9 protein-coding genes and 1 pseudogene are annotated in these 18096 nt (G+C 45.6%); 5 read left to right on the forward strand and 5 right to left on the reverse strand.

Annotated features, from left to right (window positions below; translation table 11 throughout):
* Positions 1-25: 25 nt before the first annotated feature.
* Both AC5JL8_RS17190 and hslO read right to left on the reverse strand, forming a co-directional pair.
* Positions 26-2083 (reverse strand): chromosome segregation ATPase, encoded by a 2058-nt coding sequence (locus AC5JL8_RS17190; RefSeq protein WP_495880908.1) that lies wholly within the window; start codon positions 2081-2083, stop codon positions 26-28.
* Positions 2084-2236: 153 nt separating this feature from the next.
* The gene (gene hslO, locus AC5JL8_RS17195) at positions 2237-3142 is read right to left on the reverse strand and encodes an Hsp33 family molecular chaperone HslO (protein WP_495880909.1); all 906 of its coding nucleotides are present in this window, start codon (positions 3140-3142) and stop codon (positions 2237-2239) included.
* Positions 3143-3295: 153 nt separating this feature from the next.
* Here hslO and AC5JL8_RS17200 point away from each other — a divergent pair, with 153 nt between their 5' ends.
* Positions 3296-3682 carry a hypothetical protein gene (locus tag AC5JL8_RS17200; RefSeq protein ID WP_495880910.1) on the forward strand — a complete coding sequence of 129 codons (387 nt, stop codon included), beginning with the start codon at positions 3296-3298 and terminating at the stop codon, positions 3680-3682.
* A gap of 296 nt (positions 3683-3978) precedes the next feature.
* Here AC5JL8_RS17200 and AC5JL8_RS17205 read toward each other — a convergent pair whose 3' ends face one another.
* The gene (locus AC5JL8_RS17205) at positions 3979-4404 is read right to left on the reverse strand and encodes a universal stress protein (protein ID WP_495880911.1); all 426 of its coding nucleotides are present in this window, start codon (positions 4402-4404) and stop codon (positions 3979-3981) included.
* Positions 4405-4578: 174 nt separating this feature from the next.
* Positions 4579-5880, reverse strand: coding sequence for a histidinol dehydrogenase (gene hisD / locus AC5JL8_RS17210; protein WP_495880912.1), 1302 nt, complete (start codon positions 5878-5880; stop codon positions 4579-4581).
* Positions 5881-6584: 704 nt separating this feature from the next.
* On the opposite strand from hisD, the gene rpsT reads away from it, so the two are divergent.
* A complete protein-coding gene (rpsT, locus tag AC5JL8_RS17215; protein ID WP_495880913.1) occupies positions 6585-6881 on the forward strand; it encodes a 30S ribosomal protein S20 in 297 nt (98 codons plus the stop codon).
* A 76-nt stretch (positions 6882-6957) separates the two neighbouring features.
* A complete protein-coding gene (locus AC5JL8_RS17220; protein ID WP_495880914.1) occupies positions 6958-7743 on the forward strand; it encodes a TatD family hydrolase in 786 nt (261 codons plus the stop codon).
* A gap of 573 nt (positions 7744-8316) precedes the next feature.
* Here AC5JL8_RS17220 and AC5JL8_RS17225 read toward each other — a convergent pair.
* Positions 8317-8544, reverse strand: coding sequence for a hypothetical protein (locus tag AC5JL8_RS17225; RefSeq protein WP_495880915.1), 228 nt, complete (start codon positions 8542-8544; stop codon positions 8317-8319).
* On the opposite strand from AC5JL8_RS17225, the gene rpoB reads away from it, so the two are divergent.
* Both rpoB and AC5JL8_RS17235 read left to right on the forward strand, forming a co-directional pair.
* Positions 8543-11842: a DNA-directed RNA polymerase subunit beta gene (rpoB, locus tag AC5JL8_RS17230; RefSeq protein ID WP_495880916.1), complete on the forward strand. Its 3300-nt coding sequence runs from the start codon at positions 8543-8545 to the stop codon at positions 11840-11842. The genes AC5JL8_RS17225 and rpoB overlap by 2 nt on opposite strands.
* A gap of 148 nt (positions 11843-11990) precedes the next feature.
* Positions 11991-17942, forward strand: a pseudogene (locus AC5JL8_RS17235) (DNA-directed RNA polymerase subunit beta'').
* Positions 17943-18096: the final 154 nt, after the last annotated feature.

Raw genomic sequence — 18096 nt, forward strand, 5'->3', positions numbered from 1 at the left:
AATTTTGATTTTTACCAACAGAAAATCATTGCCCAGTAATAGTCGGTAATGGCTCAAATGGTTGAGGCTCAGGAGCAGGCGCAGGATTGAGAAATTGCTGCCAAGTCCGAATTTGTTCTTGTGCCGCACGGTAAGCAGCACTACCTCTAGGAACTAACTTGGCAGTTTCAATGCCTCTATAAATATCCGACAGACCCTGAGAACGTGCTATCTCCAACAATTGTTGACTCCATTGATCAATAGCTACATTAGCATCCATACGTAAGATGTTACGCGCAGGCACACGCTCCGCTAGTCGCATTGCTTCAGTCAAAGCTTCTGGCGTGCCAATAAGTGCTGTTTCTCGTGCTTTCTGCCAGGTTTCGCGCGCCCGGATTTGTCCTTGCCAGTCATTTATAGCCGCTTGTGCTTCACCAGCAAGTGCCCGCCCTGATGATGAAATTTGTTGGGCTACACTAATAGCAGCAGGGAGGTTGCCAGTTTGAGCTAGGTCTCGTGCCTGATCCAAGTAGGGTTGGTCTTGAATTCGCTGAATTTTTGCCGTCCAAGTCCGAATTTTTCTTCGTGCTTCTGGATACAATGCACGACCATTACGAATTTGTCCAGCTTCCGCGATCGCCGCTTGCAAAGAGCTAACATCTTCTAACAGTGCTATCTGTTCGGCTCGCTCTAAGAAAGGTCGGTCTTGAATCGTCTCAACTTCGGCTTGCCAGCGTCCCAACTCCTGCCTAGCTTCTGTGGCTCTGGGGTTGCTACTAGGGATGAGCTGCACTTGAGCGATCGCTGCTGTTAAATCATTAACAGTTCCTTGGCTAGCCAGTATCCGGGCTTTTTCTAAGCGAGCAACATCTTCAATTTCTAGCTGCCAACGGGCAATTAGTTGTTGTGCTTTGTTATACACTGGTCTAGAAGAATCTATTTGTTGTGCCTGGGAGATTGCTGTCTCCAAACCGGAAACAGTACCTATCCATGCACTTCTTTGTGCCTCGGCCAAACTGATAAAGTCTTCGATTTGGGTTTGTAGCCCAGTGTTGTCAGGAATCTGTCTGACAATATCTAGTGCTGTATCAGCATCCCGCTTATCTAGCTTTGTCTGTGCTAACTCCAGCATTTTGCGTCCAAATGCAGGAATTGACTCTTGAGCTTTTTGATATACGTAACTACTCTGCCCAATCGACTCGGCTAGCTTGATAGCTTGCAGTAGATTATCTACCACGCCACTTTTAGCTAAAGTCTCGGCTTTTGCTAACTTCTCTCCATCTTCCCGCGCTGTAGCAATGAGGCGATTCAATTCATCGTACTTAGTACTCGCCCAATATTTATTGTCTACACGCAGCAATTTGGCAGATAGCATAAACGCCGATTGCCAATGTCTTTGCCGCAGTTCGTCTTCCGCTTGCTGGTAAATTTCTTCTCCCTTCGACCAGATCGACTGCCATTTGTTAATTTGCTCTTCTACTGTTTGATAAGCAGGGAGATCATCAGGTATCTTACGAGCAGTAGCGATCGCCTCGTCTAAGTTCCCTGTTTGAAAACTTTGATCAGCCAGTTGCAAAATATCCCGCGACCATCGTTCTAAAAAACGATCAGCTTCTCCACGCAGTGGGTGATTTTGTGGCAGCTGCTTCACTAGCCCAATAGCTTGCAGTAAGTCATTTACCGTTTGTTTAGAAGCTGCCAACTGAGCACAGTGTAGCCGCACAGACTCACTAGCTAATGGCCAAAAAATTGTTGGGCAGTTAGGTGCAGCTGGCAACTTTAGTAGCATTGACATTGCCAGGAATCCTATACCGCCAGGAATCAACGTCAATAATACTAACCACAACACCCAGTTTTGCATCCAGCGTGGCAATTTACTGGAAATCTTATTGGGTGAAACAGTTTGTCCTGTTTGATTATTAAAAGGCAGTCCTTCGGAGTTGTTCTGTGTTTGCTGCTTCACTGACTTAGAGTTAGAACCAGTAGCTGGAATACCAAATAAGCGATTTTTCCCGAATTTTTGTGTTCGGGGTAGTTTTGTCATTTTATCTGGATCTCTAGCCTTGGCTTGGGACCAACTATCTGGAATATCCCGCTCGGTCATCTCTCACACCAAAATAATTGAATAGCGATCTGTTTTAGATCGATAATTCCATCGTTGCCATAGTAACTTTCTCATCATTAAAAAGCTACCCGTTTTATTATCTATCTCCACAGATACCATTAACAATCTCAAAAATTAGTGTTAGTTTATACCTTATCCCGAAACTGAGGATTCTGCCTGCAAATCGACAATTAGCTGAGCTAGTTGCTCACTACTAGCTTGATAAACTCGGCCACAAAAGTCGCAGGTTGCTTCAGCACCATCATCTTTAACAATCATATCTTGCAGTTCGGCTTCTCCCAAAATCTTTAATGCCCCCAGCACGCGGTCAAACGAGCAACCACAGTGAAAGCGTAGCATTTGGCTTTCAGGAAATATTGCCAGCCCCATATCTCCCAGCAGATCATTAAATATTTCTGTTAAAGTCTTGCCTGCTTGCAACAATGGTGTAAATCCCGATAAAGCAGCCACCCGTGATTCTAAGGTTGCTACTAAAGCTTCGTCTCTGGCAGCTTTAGGCAACACTTGTACTAATAACCCGCCAGCGGCTGTGACTCCACTTGCTCCAACGAACACGCCTAGAACCAGAGCCGAAGGTGTTTGTTCAGAGTTCACCAAGTAATGAGCCACATCATCGCCAATTTCACCAGAAACGAGTTCCACCGTACTAGAGTAAGGATAACCGTAACCAATATCTCGGACAACGTAGAGGTAGCCGCTACCAACTGCACCACCAACGTCCAGCTTACCTTTAGCATTTGGAGGCAATTCTACAGATGGGTTTGCTACATAGCCGCGGACTGTTCCATCTAGCCCTGCATCTACCAAGATACCGCCCAAAGGTCCATCACCCTTTACCCGGACGTTGACCCTAGATCCAGATCGCTTCATACTAGAAGCCATCAACAAACCTGCTGCCATAGTCCGACCCAGTGCAGCTGTTGCCACATAGGATAGCTTGTGGCGTTGCCGTGCTTCTTCTGTTAGGCGTGTAGTTATAACACCTACTGCTCGAATTCCACCCTCGGCTGCGGTGGCCCGAATTAACTGATCCGCCATGAAAACCTTACATTTCTTAACAACTTCACTTTCTCTATTCTAAGTTCTCAATTGGTAGAAAAGTGACGTAGTAATAACCAGTATTGTATTTGCAATATTTGGCAATACAATTCATCAAGTGCAATGTCTGACCTCTAAAACCATCCTCGAAAAATGCTGGGTAATTTTCAACAAAGCCAACTGCGGATAGAACTCGAATCCTCAGCAAGTGTCATTCACGACAGTCTGCTGCGTCCAGTGCAATTAGAAAAATGGCTTTTAGGGCAACGCTTTGCTCCAGGAATGCCAGAACAACTACATCAAGGATTTGTATTTACTACTTGGACTGGGCTAATCCCGATTCATCATCAAGTGAACGTAGCAAAATCCGACTGCTTACGCTTGCTACTAAGTGGAGGTATTGATGGGTTTCACGAATGGTACTGGGGAGAAGGTTGGGTACAGTCCCGCCTAGAAGGAGTGTCGATTCTACCCATCAATTTGGGGCAAACTCTAAATTTGTTGAGTTTGCGTCAATTTTTGACGACTCAAAGGTCTTAAATCTACTGGGCAAGAAGGGGGACAAAATATCATTCAAAAAACACTTTTAATATAATTGTCTCCCAATGTCCTTCTTATACCAATTTTCTCAATTACAGCTATAAATATTCTCTTCTACTTCCTTTGAAGTGCAAATACCTACGCCACCAGCCGCTGCACTTCTCGGCCTTGCCTATTTGTAACAACCTTAAACTATAAAAATATCGGTCAGTTCAAAACAATCTTTTGTTTTATTTCATTTATTTTCCCCAGGCTACTTTTAATGTCGTTATAAACATTGCCAAGCCTGCTGATTCTTACTTTGGCTTCACCACCAACACTGAACAATTCGCTTCTTCCACCACTTGGCTACTAACAGAACCCTGAACAATTCGTGTCATACCAGTTAACCCACGACTGCCAATTACGATCAAGTCAGCGTTGTAGATATTAGCCAGACGAATAATCTCGTCAGCAGGATCGCCGGTAACCAGTTCTAATTGACTTTTTACTGACAAATTTTCTTGGTAGGATTGCAGCTGTTTTTCAAGTTGGAAATAAGAAAATGTTGGTGACTCTGGCTGAGGACGATCAGCGGGTAGTTCCATCTCTGACTCTGGCGTAGGAAACACATGGCAGAGAATTATTTTGCTGTCTTGTGACAGCACCAACTCGTCTAAAGTTTGAATTACTTTTTCTGCAATTTCCGAACCATCCAAAGCTACCAAAACATTTGTCAGCACGCTTTTGTCTCCTAAAGAGTAGACCCCTTAAATAAATACCTGGTGAAGGTTATTAGCAGCTACACCAACAATTTCCCTGTGTGAACCGAGTGTATATTGTATATTCCAAACTTTTAGTTTGAAGTGAATGAGTAACTTTAGCTAAAAGTATACGGAAAAATTAACCATTCTAAATCACTCTTCCTGCTGAATTCGACGTCGTACTGAATCGGCATGGGAGGGTAGATCCTCTGCTGTTGCTAGCACGTCAATTGCACCTGCTACCTTTTGCAGTGCGGTTTGTGAGTATTGGATAATACTGGAGTGCTTGAGGAAAGTTTCAACGCCCAATGCTGAAGTATAGCGGGCAGCACCAGAAGTGGGCAGAGTGTGATTAGGCCCTGCTAAATACTGTCCTACTGCTTCTGGTGTAGAGTTACCTAAAAAGATCGCTCCAGCATGGCGAATCTCTGACAGTAATGCCCAAGGGTCTTTAATTTCTAATTTTAGGTGTTCGGGGGCAAATTCATTTGATAGTTCTGCTGCTGCTTCCAAAGATTCCACAATCACAATCAAGCCATAGTGGGCGATCGCTTTTTCTGTGTCTATCCGTCGTGGGTGATCTACCAATTGTCTTTCTACGGCTACTTGTGCGTTTTTTGCTACGGCAGCATCCGTAGTCAACAAAATAGCTGCCGCCATTGGATCGTGTTCAGCTTGTGCCAACAAGTCAGCGGCAATATGCACGGGATTTGCAGTTTCATCAGCAATAATTAGCATTTCACCAGAGCCTGCCAAAGAATCAATGCCCACAGTGCCGTAGACTAATTTTTTAGCCAAGGTGACATAAATGTTGCCAGGGCCAGTAATTATATTTACTTTCGGAATTGTTTCAGTACCGTAAGCTAAAGCGGCGATCGCTTGCGCTCCTCCGACGCGATAAATTTCTTGTACATTTGCTTCTTGAGCGGCTACCAACACAGCAGGATGAATTGCTTTTCCTACTCCAGGAGGTGTCACCATCACTACGCGAGGTACACCAGCTATCTTTGCCGGAATCGCATTCATTAATACCGTACTGGGATAGGCGGCGCGACCACCAGGTACATATAAGCCTGCTCGGTCAACGGGAGTGTAACGTTTGCCCAGCACTATATCATCATCGCCAAAGTGTACCCAGCTTTTCGGCACTCGCTGACGGTGAAAAGCTTCAATTTGTTGGCAAGCTAGCCGAATTGCCTGGAGCAACTCCTTCGACACCTGTTGGTAAGCTGCATCCAGTTCAGAGCCTGTGACACGAAGTTCCTCTGGTCTGAGAGTTTGGTTGTCAAATTCGGCTGTGTAATGCAATACAGCTTTGTTGCCTTGGCGCTTCACTGCTTGCAACACTTCTCGCACCGTTGCTTCTTTGTGAAGCACCTGTTCGTCATGGGTGCGATCGCAGATACGTTGTAGTTCTGCTCTGACGTCTGCCTGCTGAGTAATGATTCGCAGCATGGAGTAAGGACAATGCCAAAATTAGAATATTCCCGCCTGAGAATCAGTCTTGCTCTTTACCAAAAGAGGTGCTGAGCTTCAGTCTAATTCTCTTTTCTAGCTTAACCTGGATTTTTTTGATACTCCCAAGGTTCTACCACATGGGTTGCTTTAAAAGGCAACTTAACTGCTCAGTCCGATAAGCCTCGGCTGGCTTTCGATAAAGCTAGAAGTTCCAATTCCTGCTAACCTTTCAATCCCCCATCAAGTTCATACCAGGATCTATATGGTGTGTTTACACATCCAGTCACCCTGGAGCGAGAATGGGTTGACATTTGAGTATATTTTCTAGTTATTTGCTTTTAATGGCTAGAATGTGTATAGATACGAAATTTAGAGTTTTTACACATTCAAAACCTGAACTTCAGCTACTTACAGTTACTTCTTGGTTTAGAGAAGGGCTGCATTAGCACTCACATCGCTGGCTCAACTAGTAATGAGCTAGGGTTATTATTTAGTTAGATTAACTTATATTAACGCATTTCCCAGGCTGACGGTACATCAAGTGTGTGAATGCCAGTTAGTTTTTCTGCCGATACTCAAAACAGGTGTTGAAAAAACTTCAAAGCGAGATTTTTTCGCAAATCCTAACATTGGCAATATGGATGCTATATTAGTAAGTCTAGTAGTGTGTGTACATATTAATAGTCTTTTTGGAACTGACTGTGGCGAATACAAAGTCTGCTCTCAAGCGCGCCGAAATCGCAGAACGTAATCGACTGCGTAATAAAGCATACAAATCAGCAGTAAAAACGCTGATGAAGAAGTACCTGAATGCGGTAGAAGTCTATGCAGCTAATCCTACCCCAGAATCAAATCAAGAAGTACAAGCTCGATTATCTGAGGCTTACAGCAAAATCGACAAAGCTGTTAAACGGGGTGTTCTTCACCCCAACAATGGGGCGAGGAAAAAGTCAAAATTGGCTCAGAGACTCAAACCACTAGTACAAACAGCACAGTAGCCATTAATCATTAGTCTTTAGCTTGAGCCTAAGGACTAATAACTAATGGCTCTTGACTAAAGTCATTTGACATAAGATGCAGCTAATTGACACCCACGTTCATATTAACTTTGACGTTTTCCAGCAGGATTTAGCATCAGTGCGATCGCGATGGCAAGAAGCAGGCGTAGTGCATTTAGTACATTCCTGCGTTGAACCATCAGAATTTTCCAGTATCCAAGCCATAGCACACCAATTTCCCGAACTCAGCTTTGCAGTGGGATTGCATCCTTTAGATGCCCATCAATGGAATAGCGATACAGGTGATAAAATTTTATCCCTGGCTCGTTCTGACTCGAAAGTAGTAGCAATGGGAGAAATGGGGCTGGACTTGTACAAAGCCGATAACTATGAGCAGCAGCGCATGGTGTTTGAGGCGCAATTGGCAATTGCATCTGAACTCAACTTACCCGTGATTATACATTGTCGTGATGCAGCACCACAGGTAAGAGAAGTATTGCAAGATTGGCAGGATAACAAAGGAAAGAAAGTGCGGGGTGTAATGCATTGTTGGGGCGGAACACCAGAGGAAGCCCAATGGTTTATCGACTTGGGCTTCTACATTAGCTTTAGTGGGACAGTAACATTCAAAAACGCTAAGCTTATACAATCTTCGGCTGTGATGGTGAGGAGCGATCGCTTGCTAATTGAAACAGACTGCCCTTTTCTAGCCCCAGTGCCCAAACGAGGCGTAGGCAGGAATGAACCTGCCTACGTCCTTTATGTAGCAGAGCAATTAGCCAAATTGCGTGGAGAAACGGTAGAAACTATTGCTGCTCAAACTACCCAAAATGCTTGTGAATTATTTGGTCTAATAATATAAAGCGTAGCTGTAGTTGCATCAGTTGTGGTAAAAAAATAAAACACTAGGAGGACGAAAATATGCTAAAATTATTTCCTCCAAAACACTTTGCTTGCGCCATAATGATAAAGGAAGGATCTTAGAACTTCTAAGCTTGATTATGTATTGTTATTGACTTGAGCGTGCCGATTGGAGATTTGCGATTTTTGATGTGGGATGAAATTCTTCAATCCAAAACTATACGACCATCCTCCTATCTCTACAAGCGGATGCCCTAAGTACACGACTAAGCCTAACAATATAGGTTGAGCTAGACACTTTGAGAAAATCGTCTTTTCCGTATTTAACCTATAGAAAATTGTTAAACGTAATTGCCTTGTGAGTACCACCCAGCAAAATAAAGCCATACTGATTCAGAGTTGGTTAGACAACACTCATTTGTTTAGTCTTAGGATATTACCGTGAGTAAAAATACAGAGGGGTACTGAAGATACAACAGTATAAAGCTGCGTAGGCTAATTAACGCGCTTTTGGAGGGGACGTGAGGAAAGCCAAATCAATTCAAGACTATCTTAACCATCTGCTTTTGAAGAATCAACACAGTAGCTGGTTTTTGATAATCATTGCCCTCTCATCAGGGGCGCTTACCCCCTTGTCAAAATAGCACTTTCCAGCTTTAATTTCTGCGTTTGCCCGCACCTCTAGATAGAAGGTGGTGTTAGGAGAAGTTCCCAAACAGCTAAGGACACTGGCTGGCGGTGGGAAACGTAAAAAAGGAGTGTCCAAGGGTAAGTTTAACCAGGTTGACAAAGGTAGAGGCATGACTAACGAAACATATATGGAACCCGCCTTTCTGTTGCCCGACTTGATTGAAATCCAGCGTTCCAGCTTCCGTTGGTTTTTAGAAGAAGGGCTAATAGAAGAACTCAACTCCTTTAGTCCGATCACAGACTACACTGGCAAACTAGAACTGCACTTTTTAGGGCATAACTACAAACTCAAAGAGCCAAAGTACAGCGTCGAAGAAGCCAAACGGCGGGATAGCACTTATGCAGTGCAAATGTATGTCCCCACGCGCTTGCTCAACAAAGAAACAGGGGACATTAAAGAACAAGAAGTATTTATCGGCGATCTACCTTTAATGACCGATCGCGGCACGTTTATTATTAACGGAGCCGAGCGAGTAATCGTCAACCAAATTGTGCGATCACCTGGGGTTTACTACAAATCAGAAATCGACAAAAACGGACGGCGTACTTATTCGGCCAGCTTAATTCCCAACCGGGGGGCATGGCTGAAATTTGAAACAGACCGTAACGATTTGGTGTGGGTACGAATTGATAAAACCCGGAAACTTTCAGCGCAAGTACTCCTGAAGGCTCTAGGTTTATCAGACAACGAAATCTTCGATGCCTTACGCCACCCCGAATATTTCCAAAAAACCATCGAGAAAGAAGGGCAATTTTCTGAAGAAGAAGCCTTGATGGAGTTGTATCGCAAACTGCGTCCAGGTGAACCCCCAACAGTATTAGGTGGGCAACAGCTGTTAGATTCCCGTTTCTTCGATCCCAAACGTTACGATTTGGGTCGTGTAGGACGGTATAAGCTCAACAAAAAATTACGGCTGTCTGTCCCCGATACCATGCGCGTACTGACTCCTGGGGACATCTTGGCAGCAGTCGACTACCTAATTAACTTGGAATATGACATCGGTAATATTGACGATATTGACCACTTGGGGAATCGCCGAGTGCGAAGTGTTGGTGAACTGTTGCAAAACCAAGTACGGGTAGGCTTAAACCGCCTAGAGAGAATAATTCGGGAACGGATGACCGTATCCGACGCGGAAGTTCTTACCCCAGCTTCCTTAGTCAACCCCAAACCGTTAGTAGCGGCGATTAAAGAATTTTTTGGCTCCAGCCAATTAAGTCAGTTCATGGATCAAACTAATCCCTTAGCAGAACTGACTCACAAACGCCGCCTTTCTGCCCTTGGCCCTGGTGGACTAACTAGAGAACGGGCTGGCTTTGCTGTACGGGATATTCACCCCAGCCACTACGGACGGATTTGCCCGATTGAAACCCCAGAAGGCCCCAACGCTGGTTTGATTGGCTCTTTGGCAACCCATGCCAGAGTTAACCAATACGGCTTTTTGGAAACACCTTTTAGACCAGTGGAAAACGGGCGGGTGCGATTTGATGTACCGCCGGTTTACATGACAGCCGACGAAGAAGACGACTTGCGTACTGCTACTGGAGATGTGCCTGTAGATGAAAATGGCTACATTAAAGGTCCACAAGTGCCAGTGCGTTATCGACAAGATTGGGCTACCACCACACCAGAGCAAGTAGACTACGTAGCAGTATCTCCTGTACAGATTGTATCTGTAGCTACGAGTATGATTCCTTTCCTGGAGCATGACGACGCTAACCGGGCACTGATGGGTTCCAATATGCAACGGCAGGCAGTACCCCTGCTCAAACCAGAGCGTCCTTTAGTGGGAACCGGCTTAGAAGCCCAAGGAGCAAGGGACTCCGGGATGGTAATCGTATCCCGCACCGATGGCGATGTGGTTTATGTCGATGCTACAGAAATACGTGTACGAGTAAAGAACTCAAATTCAGAAATTAAGTACGCTCTTTCCAAGTATCAGCGCTCTAACCAAGACACCTGCCTCAACCAAAAACCCCTCGTACGTACAGGCGAGCGTGTTGTTGCCGGTCAGGTGTTAGCTGATGGCTCCTCCACAGAAGGCGGAGAATTAGCCTTGGGTCAAAATATCGTCGTCGCTTATATGCCTTGGGAAGGCTACAACTACGAAGACGCGATTTTGATTTCCGAAAGATTAGTGCAGGATGATGTTTACACCTCAATTCACATTGAGAAATATGAAATTGAGGCTAGACAAACGAAACTGGGCCCAGAAGAAATCACTAGAGAAATTCCCAACGTTGGGGAAGATGCCTTACGTCAGTTAGATGAGCAGGGAATAATTCGCATTGGGGCATGGGTAGAAGCTGGAGATATCTTAGTAGGAAAAGTTACACCTAAAGGTGAATCTGACCAACCCCCAGAAGAAAAACTGCTGCGGGCGATTTTCGGCGAAAAAGCACGGGATGTACGGGATAACTCCCTGCGAGTGCCTAACGGCGAAAAAGGGCGTGTTGTTGACGTGCGTCTGTTTACTCGTGAGCAAGGGGATGAACTGCCACCAGGAGCCAACATGGTAGTCCGGGTGTATGTAGCGCAAAAGCGGAAAATTCAAGTAGGCGACAAAATGGCAGGACGGCACGGCAACAAGGGAATTATTTCCCGAATATTGCCGCTGGAAGATATGCCTTACTTACCTGATGGTTCACCAGTAGATATCGTCCTCAACCCCTTGGGTGTACCTAGCCGGATGAATGTTGGGCAAGTGTTTGAGTGTCTTCTAGGATGGGCTGGCCAAAATCTAGGCGTGCGGTTTAAGATCACTCCCTTTGATGAAATGTATGGGGAAGAGTCTTCCCGCCGGATTGTCCATGGCAAATTGCAAGAAGCACGGGATGAAACCGGCAGGAATTGGGTATATAACCCTGATGAACCAGGTAAAATCATGGTGTTTGATGGTCGTACAGGCGAACCATTTGACCGACCTGTAACTGTGGGCGTAGCTTACATGTTGAAGCTAGTACATTTGGTTGATGACAAAATCCACGCCCGGTCTACAGGGCCCTACTCCCTCGTTACTCAGCAACCCTTGGGTGGTAAAGCCCAGCAAGGTGGTCAGCGCTTCGGGGAAATGGAAGTGTGGGCATTGGAAGCTTTTGGTGCAGCTTACACCTTACAGGAATTGCTGACGGTCAAATCAGACGATATGCAAGGTCGCAACGAAGCACTTAATGCCATTGTCAAAGGCAAAGCAATTCCCAGGCCGGGAACGCCAGAGTCCTTTAAGGTATTGATGCGAGAGCTGCAATCATTAGGTTTAGATATTGCCGTCCACAAGGTAGAAACCCAGGCAGATGGTAGTTCCCTAGATGTAGAAGTCGATTTGATGGCAGACCAATCAGCCCGTCGCACACCACCTCGACCAACTTATGAATCTCTCTCCCGTGAGTCACTGGAAGAAGACGAATAAGGATTAGGGAATAGGGCATGGGGAACAGGGCAAAGGAATTAATCTTAATGCCCTATGGTCAATGCCCAATGCTTTATTCCCAATCCCCAGTTTCAACCTTAAAACTAAATATACTCAAAACTCATAACTCAGAACTCAGCACTTAAGTATGAGACCTGCCCAAACTAATCAGTTTGACTACGTTAAAATCGGTTTAGCATCACCAGAACGCATTCGGCAGTGGGGTGAGCGAACCTTACCTAATGGCCAAGTAGTCGGTGAAGTCACCAAGCCCGAAACCATCAATTACCGAACTCTGAAGCCGGAAATGGACGGCTTATTCTGCGAACGCATCTTTGGCCCCGCTAAAGATTGGGAATGCCATTGCGGTAAATATAAAAGAGTGCGTCACAGAGGCATAGTCTGCGAACGTTGTGGCGTAGAAGTCACCGAATCACGGGTGCGGCGTCACCGCATGGGATATATTAAACTCGCTGCTCCTGTAGCACACGTTTGGTATCTCAAAGGCATCCCTAGCTATATTTCCATTCTGCTAGATATGCCCTTGCGGGATGTGGAACAAATAGTTTATTTCAACTCTTATGTTGTTCTTAGCCCTGGTAATGCCGAAACCTTAACCTACAAACAGCTACTTAGTGAAGACCAGTGGTTGGAAATTGAAGACCAAATTTATAGTGAAGATTCCCAGCTACAAGGTGTAGAAGTAGGTATTGGTGCTGAGGCACTGCTGCACTTGCTCGCCGATATTAATTTAGAACAAGAAGCCGAGAACTTGCGAGAAGAAATCGGCAATGCCAAAGGACAAAAACGGGCAAAGTTAATTAAACGTCTGCGGGTGATTGACAACTTTATCGCCACTGGTTCTAAACCAGAGTGGATGGTAATGGCGGTCATACCCGTGATTCCCCCTGACTTACGCCCAATGGTGCAGCTTGATGGCGGTCGGTTTGCTACAAGCGATTTGAATGATTTGTATCGACGGGTTATTAATCGTAATAATCGTCTGGCACGCCTGCAAGAAATTTTGGCACCAGAAATTATTGTGCGTAACGAAAAGCGTATGTTGCAAGAAGCAGTAGACGCTTTGATTGACAACGGTCGTCGGGGACGCACGGTAGTAGGGGCAAATAACCGTCCCTTAAAATCTTTGTCCGACATTATTGAGGGTAAGCAAGGTCGTTTCCGGCAAAACTTGTTAGGTAAACGAGTTGACTACTCTGGACGTTCCGTAATTGTAGTGGGGCCAAAATTAAATATCCACCAGTGCGGTTTGCCCAGGGAAATGGCAATTGAGCTATTTCAACCCTTTGTGATCAATCGCTTGATTCGCAGCGGTATGGTAAACAACATCAAAGCTGCAAAAAAACTCATATCTCGAAATGATCCCAGCGTCTGGGATGTATTAGAAGAAGTGATTGAAGGACACCCAGTGTTACTCAACCGAGCACCAACGCTGCACCGTTTGGGTATTCAAGCCTTTGAGCCAATTTTGGTAGAAGGTCGAGCCATTCAACTGCATCCCCTAGTTTGCCCAGCATTTAACGCTGACTTTGACGGCGATCAAATGGCGGTACACGTTCCCCTGTCCTTAGAAAGTCAGGCAGAAGCGCGGTTGTTGATGCTAGCTTCTAACAATATATTGTCACCAGCTACGGGTAGACCAATTATCACACCCAGTCAAGATATGGTGTTGGGGGCATATTACTTAACTGCTGAAAATCCCGATGCCAAAAAAGGTGCAGGACGCTACTTTGCTTCTTTGGATGACGTAATTATGGCTTTCCAGCAAGAGCAAATTGACTTGCACGCCTATATCTATGTGCGGTTTGACGGTGAAGTAGAATCCGATCAACCAGATACAGAACCGCTGGAAGTAACAGAAAACAGCGACGGTACGCGGACTGTACTCTATAAATTCCGCCGAGTCAGAGAAGACGCCAAGGGGAATTTGCTGTCTCAGTATGTCCGCACCACACCAGGTCGTGTTATTTACAACAAGGCAATTCAGGAAGCGCTGGCAAGCTAACTTGGGGATGAATGACTAATGACTAACGAAAACAACATTTTTCGCAATCGCGTAGTCGATAAAGGTCAACTAAGAAATTTAATTTCTTGGGCCTTTACACATTACGGCACGGCACGTACTGCTGTTATGGCGGACAAGTTGAAAGACTTGGGATTTCGCTACGCTACAAAAGCTGGGGTTTCCATCAGTGTAGATGATTTGATGGTGCCGCCTTCTAAGCGCGCGCTCCTAGAAGCAGCAGAAGAGGAAATTCGGGCTACAGAAGCTCGTTACCAACGGGGAGAAATCACCGAAGTAGAACGCTTTCAAAAGGTGATTGATACCTGGAATGGTACCAGTGAAGCGCTCAAAGACGAGGTAGTCGTCCACTTTAAAAAGACCAATCCCCTCAACTCCGTGTACATGATGGCATTTTCCGGAGCTAGGGGTAACATTTCCCAAGTGCGCCAGTTGGTGGGTATGCGGGGATTAATGGCAGATCCCCAAGGGGAAATTATTGACTTACCCATCAAAACCAACTTCCGCGAGGGGCTTACCGTAACAGAATATATTATTTCGTCTTACGGTGCTAGAAAAGGATTAGTAGATACTGCTTTGCGGACTGCTGACTCTGGTTATCTTACCCGTCGGTTGGTGGACGTATCCCAGGATGTGATTATTCGGGAATTTGATTGCGGTACTACCAGAGGCATTCCCTTGCGGGCGATGACAGAAGGCGGCAAAACTAAAATTCGTCTATCTACACGCTTACTGGGGCGGGTAGTGGGTGCAGATGTATTACACCCAACTACAAAAGAAGTAATAGCGCCACGCAATACTCCAATTTCCGATGAATTAGCTGCAAAAATTGAAAAAGCAGGGGTAAGCGAAATTGTAGTGCGATCGCCTTTGACTTGTGAAGCAGCTCGTTCTGTATGCCAACACTGCTACGGCTGGAGTTTGGCCCACGCTAAAATGGTGGATTTGGGAGAAGCCGTCGGAATTATTGCTGCCCAAAGTATTGGTGAACCCGGAACTCAGCTAACCATGCGGACATTCCACACAGGTGGTGTGTTTACCGGGGAAGTAGCGCAACAAGTGCGTTCCAAAATGGATGGTATTATCCGTCTGCCACGGAAATTGCGGACAAGACCATATCGTACCCGCCACGGGGAAGATGCTTTGTTTGTTGAAGCTAACGGTATCATCCATTTGGAGCCGAAGAAAGAAGGAGGCGAAACCCCAGATAGCCAAGATATTCATGTTACTCAAGGTTCCACACTATATATAGTTGATGGCCAGCAAGTAAAACAGGGTCAATTGCTAGCAGAAGTTGCCCTTGGTGGACGTACAACTCGTGCCAATACCGAAAAAGCTGTCAAAGATGTTGCCTCTGACTTAGCAGGAGAGGTGAAGTTTGCAGAAGTAGTACCAGAACAAAAGACAGACCGCCAAGGTAATACCACAACCACCGCAGCAAGGGGTGGCTTGATTTGGATTTTGTCCGGGGAAGTATATAACTTGCCTCCAGGGGCAGAATTGGTAGTCAACAATGGTGATGCGATCGCCTCCAATGGAGTTTTAGCAGAAACCAAATTAACTACCTTGCATGGTGGTGCAGTCCGCTTGCCAGAAGCTACTCCCGGTAAGAGTACCAGGGAAATAGAAATCATTACTGCTTCTGTCGTCCTAGACCAAGCCACTGTGACTGTCCAAAGCTCCCAAGGTCGCAACAACTACTTAGTCTCCACTGGCAACAACCAAGTATTTAACCTCAGAGCTACGCCAGGCACAAAAGTACAAAATGGTCAAGTGGTAGCTGAATTAATTGATGACCGCTATCGCACTACCACTGGGGGATTTTTAAAATTCGCAGGCGTAGAAGTTCAGAAAAAAGGTAAAGCCAAGCTAGGCTACGAAGTTGTACAGGGAGGCTCCCTACTGTGGATTCCTGAAGAAAGCCACGAAGTCAATAAAGATATATCCTTGCTGTTGGTCGAAGATGGACAGTTTGTCGAAGCTGGCACTGAGGTAGTTAAGGATATCTTCTGCCAAAACAGTGGTGTGGTCGAAGTCACCCAGAAAAACGACATCCTGCGAGAAGTGGTGATTAAACCAGGTGAACTGCTGATGGTAGATGATCCAGAAGCAGTCATGGGACGAGATGACACCTTTGTCTACCCAGGCGAAGAATTCCAAGGTACAGTCGCCACAGAATTGCGATATATTCAGTATGTGGAATCGCCAGAAGGGCCAGCCTTGTTAAGTCGTCCAGTAGTGGAGTTTGCTGTACCTAACAATCCAGATGTGCCATCTACTACATCTGTAAGCCAGCAAACAGGGCGTTCCATTCAGTTGCGGGCCGTACAACGCTTACCTTATAAAGATTCTGAGCGTGTAAAATCCGTTGAAGGCGTAGAACTGCTACGAACCCAACTCGTATTGGAAATTGAGCAGGAAGGTGAACAAGACCACAACGCTTCTCCTTTAGCAGCCGATATTGAATTAGTACCAGATACTGAAGATCCAGATGTTCAGCGTTTACAGCTTGTTATTTTGGAGTCCTTGGTAATTCGTCGGGACATTGCTGCTGATGCTACCCAAGGCAGTACCCAGACAACTCTGGAAGTACAGGATGGGCAAACCATCGCCCCAGGTTCTGTTGTCGCCCGTACCCAAATCTTGTGTAAAGAAGGGGGTATTGTACGAGGTGTACAAAAGGGTACTGAAGCTGTGCGTCGCTGTCTAGTATTGCGCCACAGTGACATGATTACCATGAATACTACCGCTCAACCAAAGGTGAAGGCGGGTGATTTAGTAGTAGAAGGAACAGAATTAGCTCCTGGAGTCTTTTCTGAAGAATCCGGGCAGGTAGTAGATGTTAAAAATGCCGCTGCTGGTTCTGCTACGGGTGAATCAGCTCTCACTACTCAACAATACTCTGTGACTCTCCGCGTTGGGCGTCCTTATCGAGTCAGTCCCGGTGCTGTATTGCAGATAGAAGATGGGGATTTGGTACAGCGCGGTGATAACTTGGTGTTGCTGGTGTTTGAACGTGCCAAAACTGGGGACATCATTCAAGGTTTGCCCCGGATTGAAGAACTACTAGAAGCCCGCAAACCCAAAGAAGCATGTATACTATGCCGTCGCGCTGGTGAAGTCAAGGTAGTTTACGGCGATGGTGATGAAGCGATCGCAATCAAAGTAGTAGAACCGAACGGAGTAGTCACAGACTATCCCCTTGGCCCCGGACAAAATTTAGTGGTGACAGATGGCTCTCATGTGTTAGCAGGGCAACCCTTAAGCGATGGGCCTTCCAATCCCCATGAAATTTTGGAAATCTTCTTTAGCTTAGGTTCTGAGGACGGAGTTTATGCTTGTGCTAGCCATGCCTTGCAAAAAGTACAAACATTCCTCGTGAACGAAGTGCAATTAGTGTATCAGTCTCAAGGGATTGATATTGCCGATAAGCACATTGAAGTGATTGTTCGCCAAATGACCAATAAAGTACGGATAGATGATGGTGGCGACACTACCATGCTCCCCGGCGAATTGGTTGAATTGCGTCAAGTCGAACAGGTAAATGAGGCAATGGCAATTACTGGCGGTGCTAGGGCACAGTATACCCCCGTGCTGTTGGGGATTACCAAAGCATCGTTGAACACCGACAGCTTTATTTCCGCTGCTTCCTTCCAAGAAACAACTAGGGTACTAACAGAAGCCGCTATTGAAGGCAAATCTGATTGGCTACGGGGATTAAAAGAAAACGTGATTATCGGGCGGCTAATTCCTGCTGGAACTGGCTATAACGCCTATGAAGAAGCGGGAACCATTGATGACTATGCTGCACTTGAGAGTACCACCGTCTTAGATGAAGTTGATGATCCGTTGGATATGGTGCTAGATGACCGCACAGCTCGCACCTATAATTTAGACTCTCCTTCCCTTGTGGAACCTGGATTCGGCACCAGACGTGCAGAACGGTCAATTTTAGATGACGAGGATGAGTTAATTGCGGATGAAGTTACTGACCTTGTAGAAGAAGATGAAGAGGACGACTACGAGGAAGATGACGAAGACGATTACGACGAATAACTCATTTTAAAAAAGTAAAGTAAAGGCAAAAGAACATATTCTTTTGCCTTTTTCTTTTAGTTTTGAATTTTTGTACCAATTCAAATCATGTTTGCGACACATAAATCATTTGTAAGGGCACAACGGTCGTTGTGCCCCTACCCATCTGTCGCAT

Source organism: Mojavia sp. (genome assembly GCF_059505145.1).

Excerpts from the sequence above, each read along its gene's own strand:
- AC5JL8_RS17190 (WP_495880908.1), bottom strand. The coding sequence starts at position 2,083 with ATGACCGAGCGGGATATTCCAGATAGTTGGTCCCAAGCCAAGGCTAGA.
- hslO (WP_495880909.1), bottom strand. The coding sequence starts at position 3,142 with ATGGCGGATCAGTTAATTCGGGCCACCGCAGCCGAGGGTGGAATTCGA.
- AC5JL8_RS17200 (WP_495880910.1), top strand. The coding sequence starts at position 3,296 with ATGCTGGGTAATTTTCAACAAAGCCAACTGCGGATAGAACTCGAATCC.
- hisD (WP_495880912.1), bottom strand. The coding sequence starts at position 5,880 with ATGCTGCGAATCATTACTCAGCAGGCAGACGTCAGAGCAGAACTACAA.
- AC5JL8_RS17220 (WP_495880914.1), top strand. The coding sequence starts at position 6,958 with ATGCAGCTAATTGACACCCACGTTCATATTAACTTTGACGTTTTCCAG.
- rpoB (WP_495880916.1), top strand. The coding sequence starts at position 8,543 with ATGACTAACGAAACATATATGGAACCCGCCTTTCTGTTGCCCGACTTG.
- AC5JL8_RS17225 (WP_495880915.1), bottom strand. The coding sequence starts at position 8,544 with ATGCCTCTACCTTTGTCAACCTGGTTAAACTTACCCTTGGACACTCCT.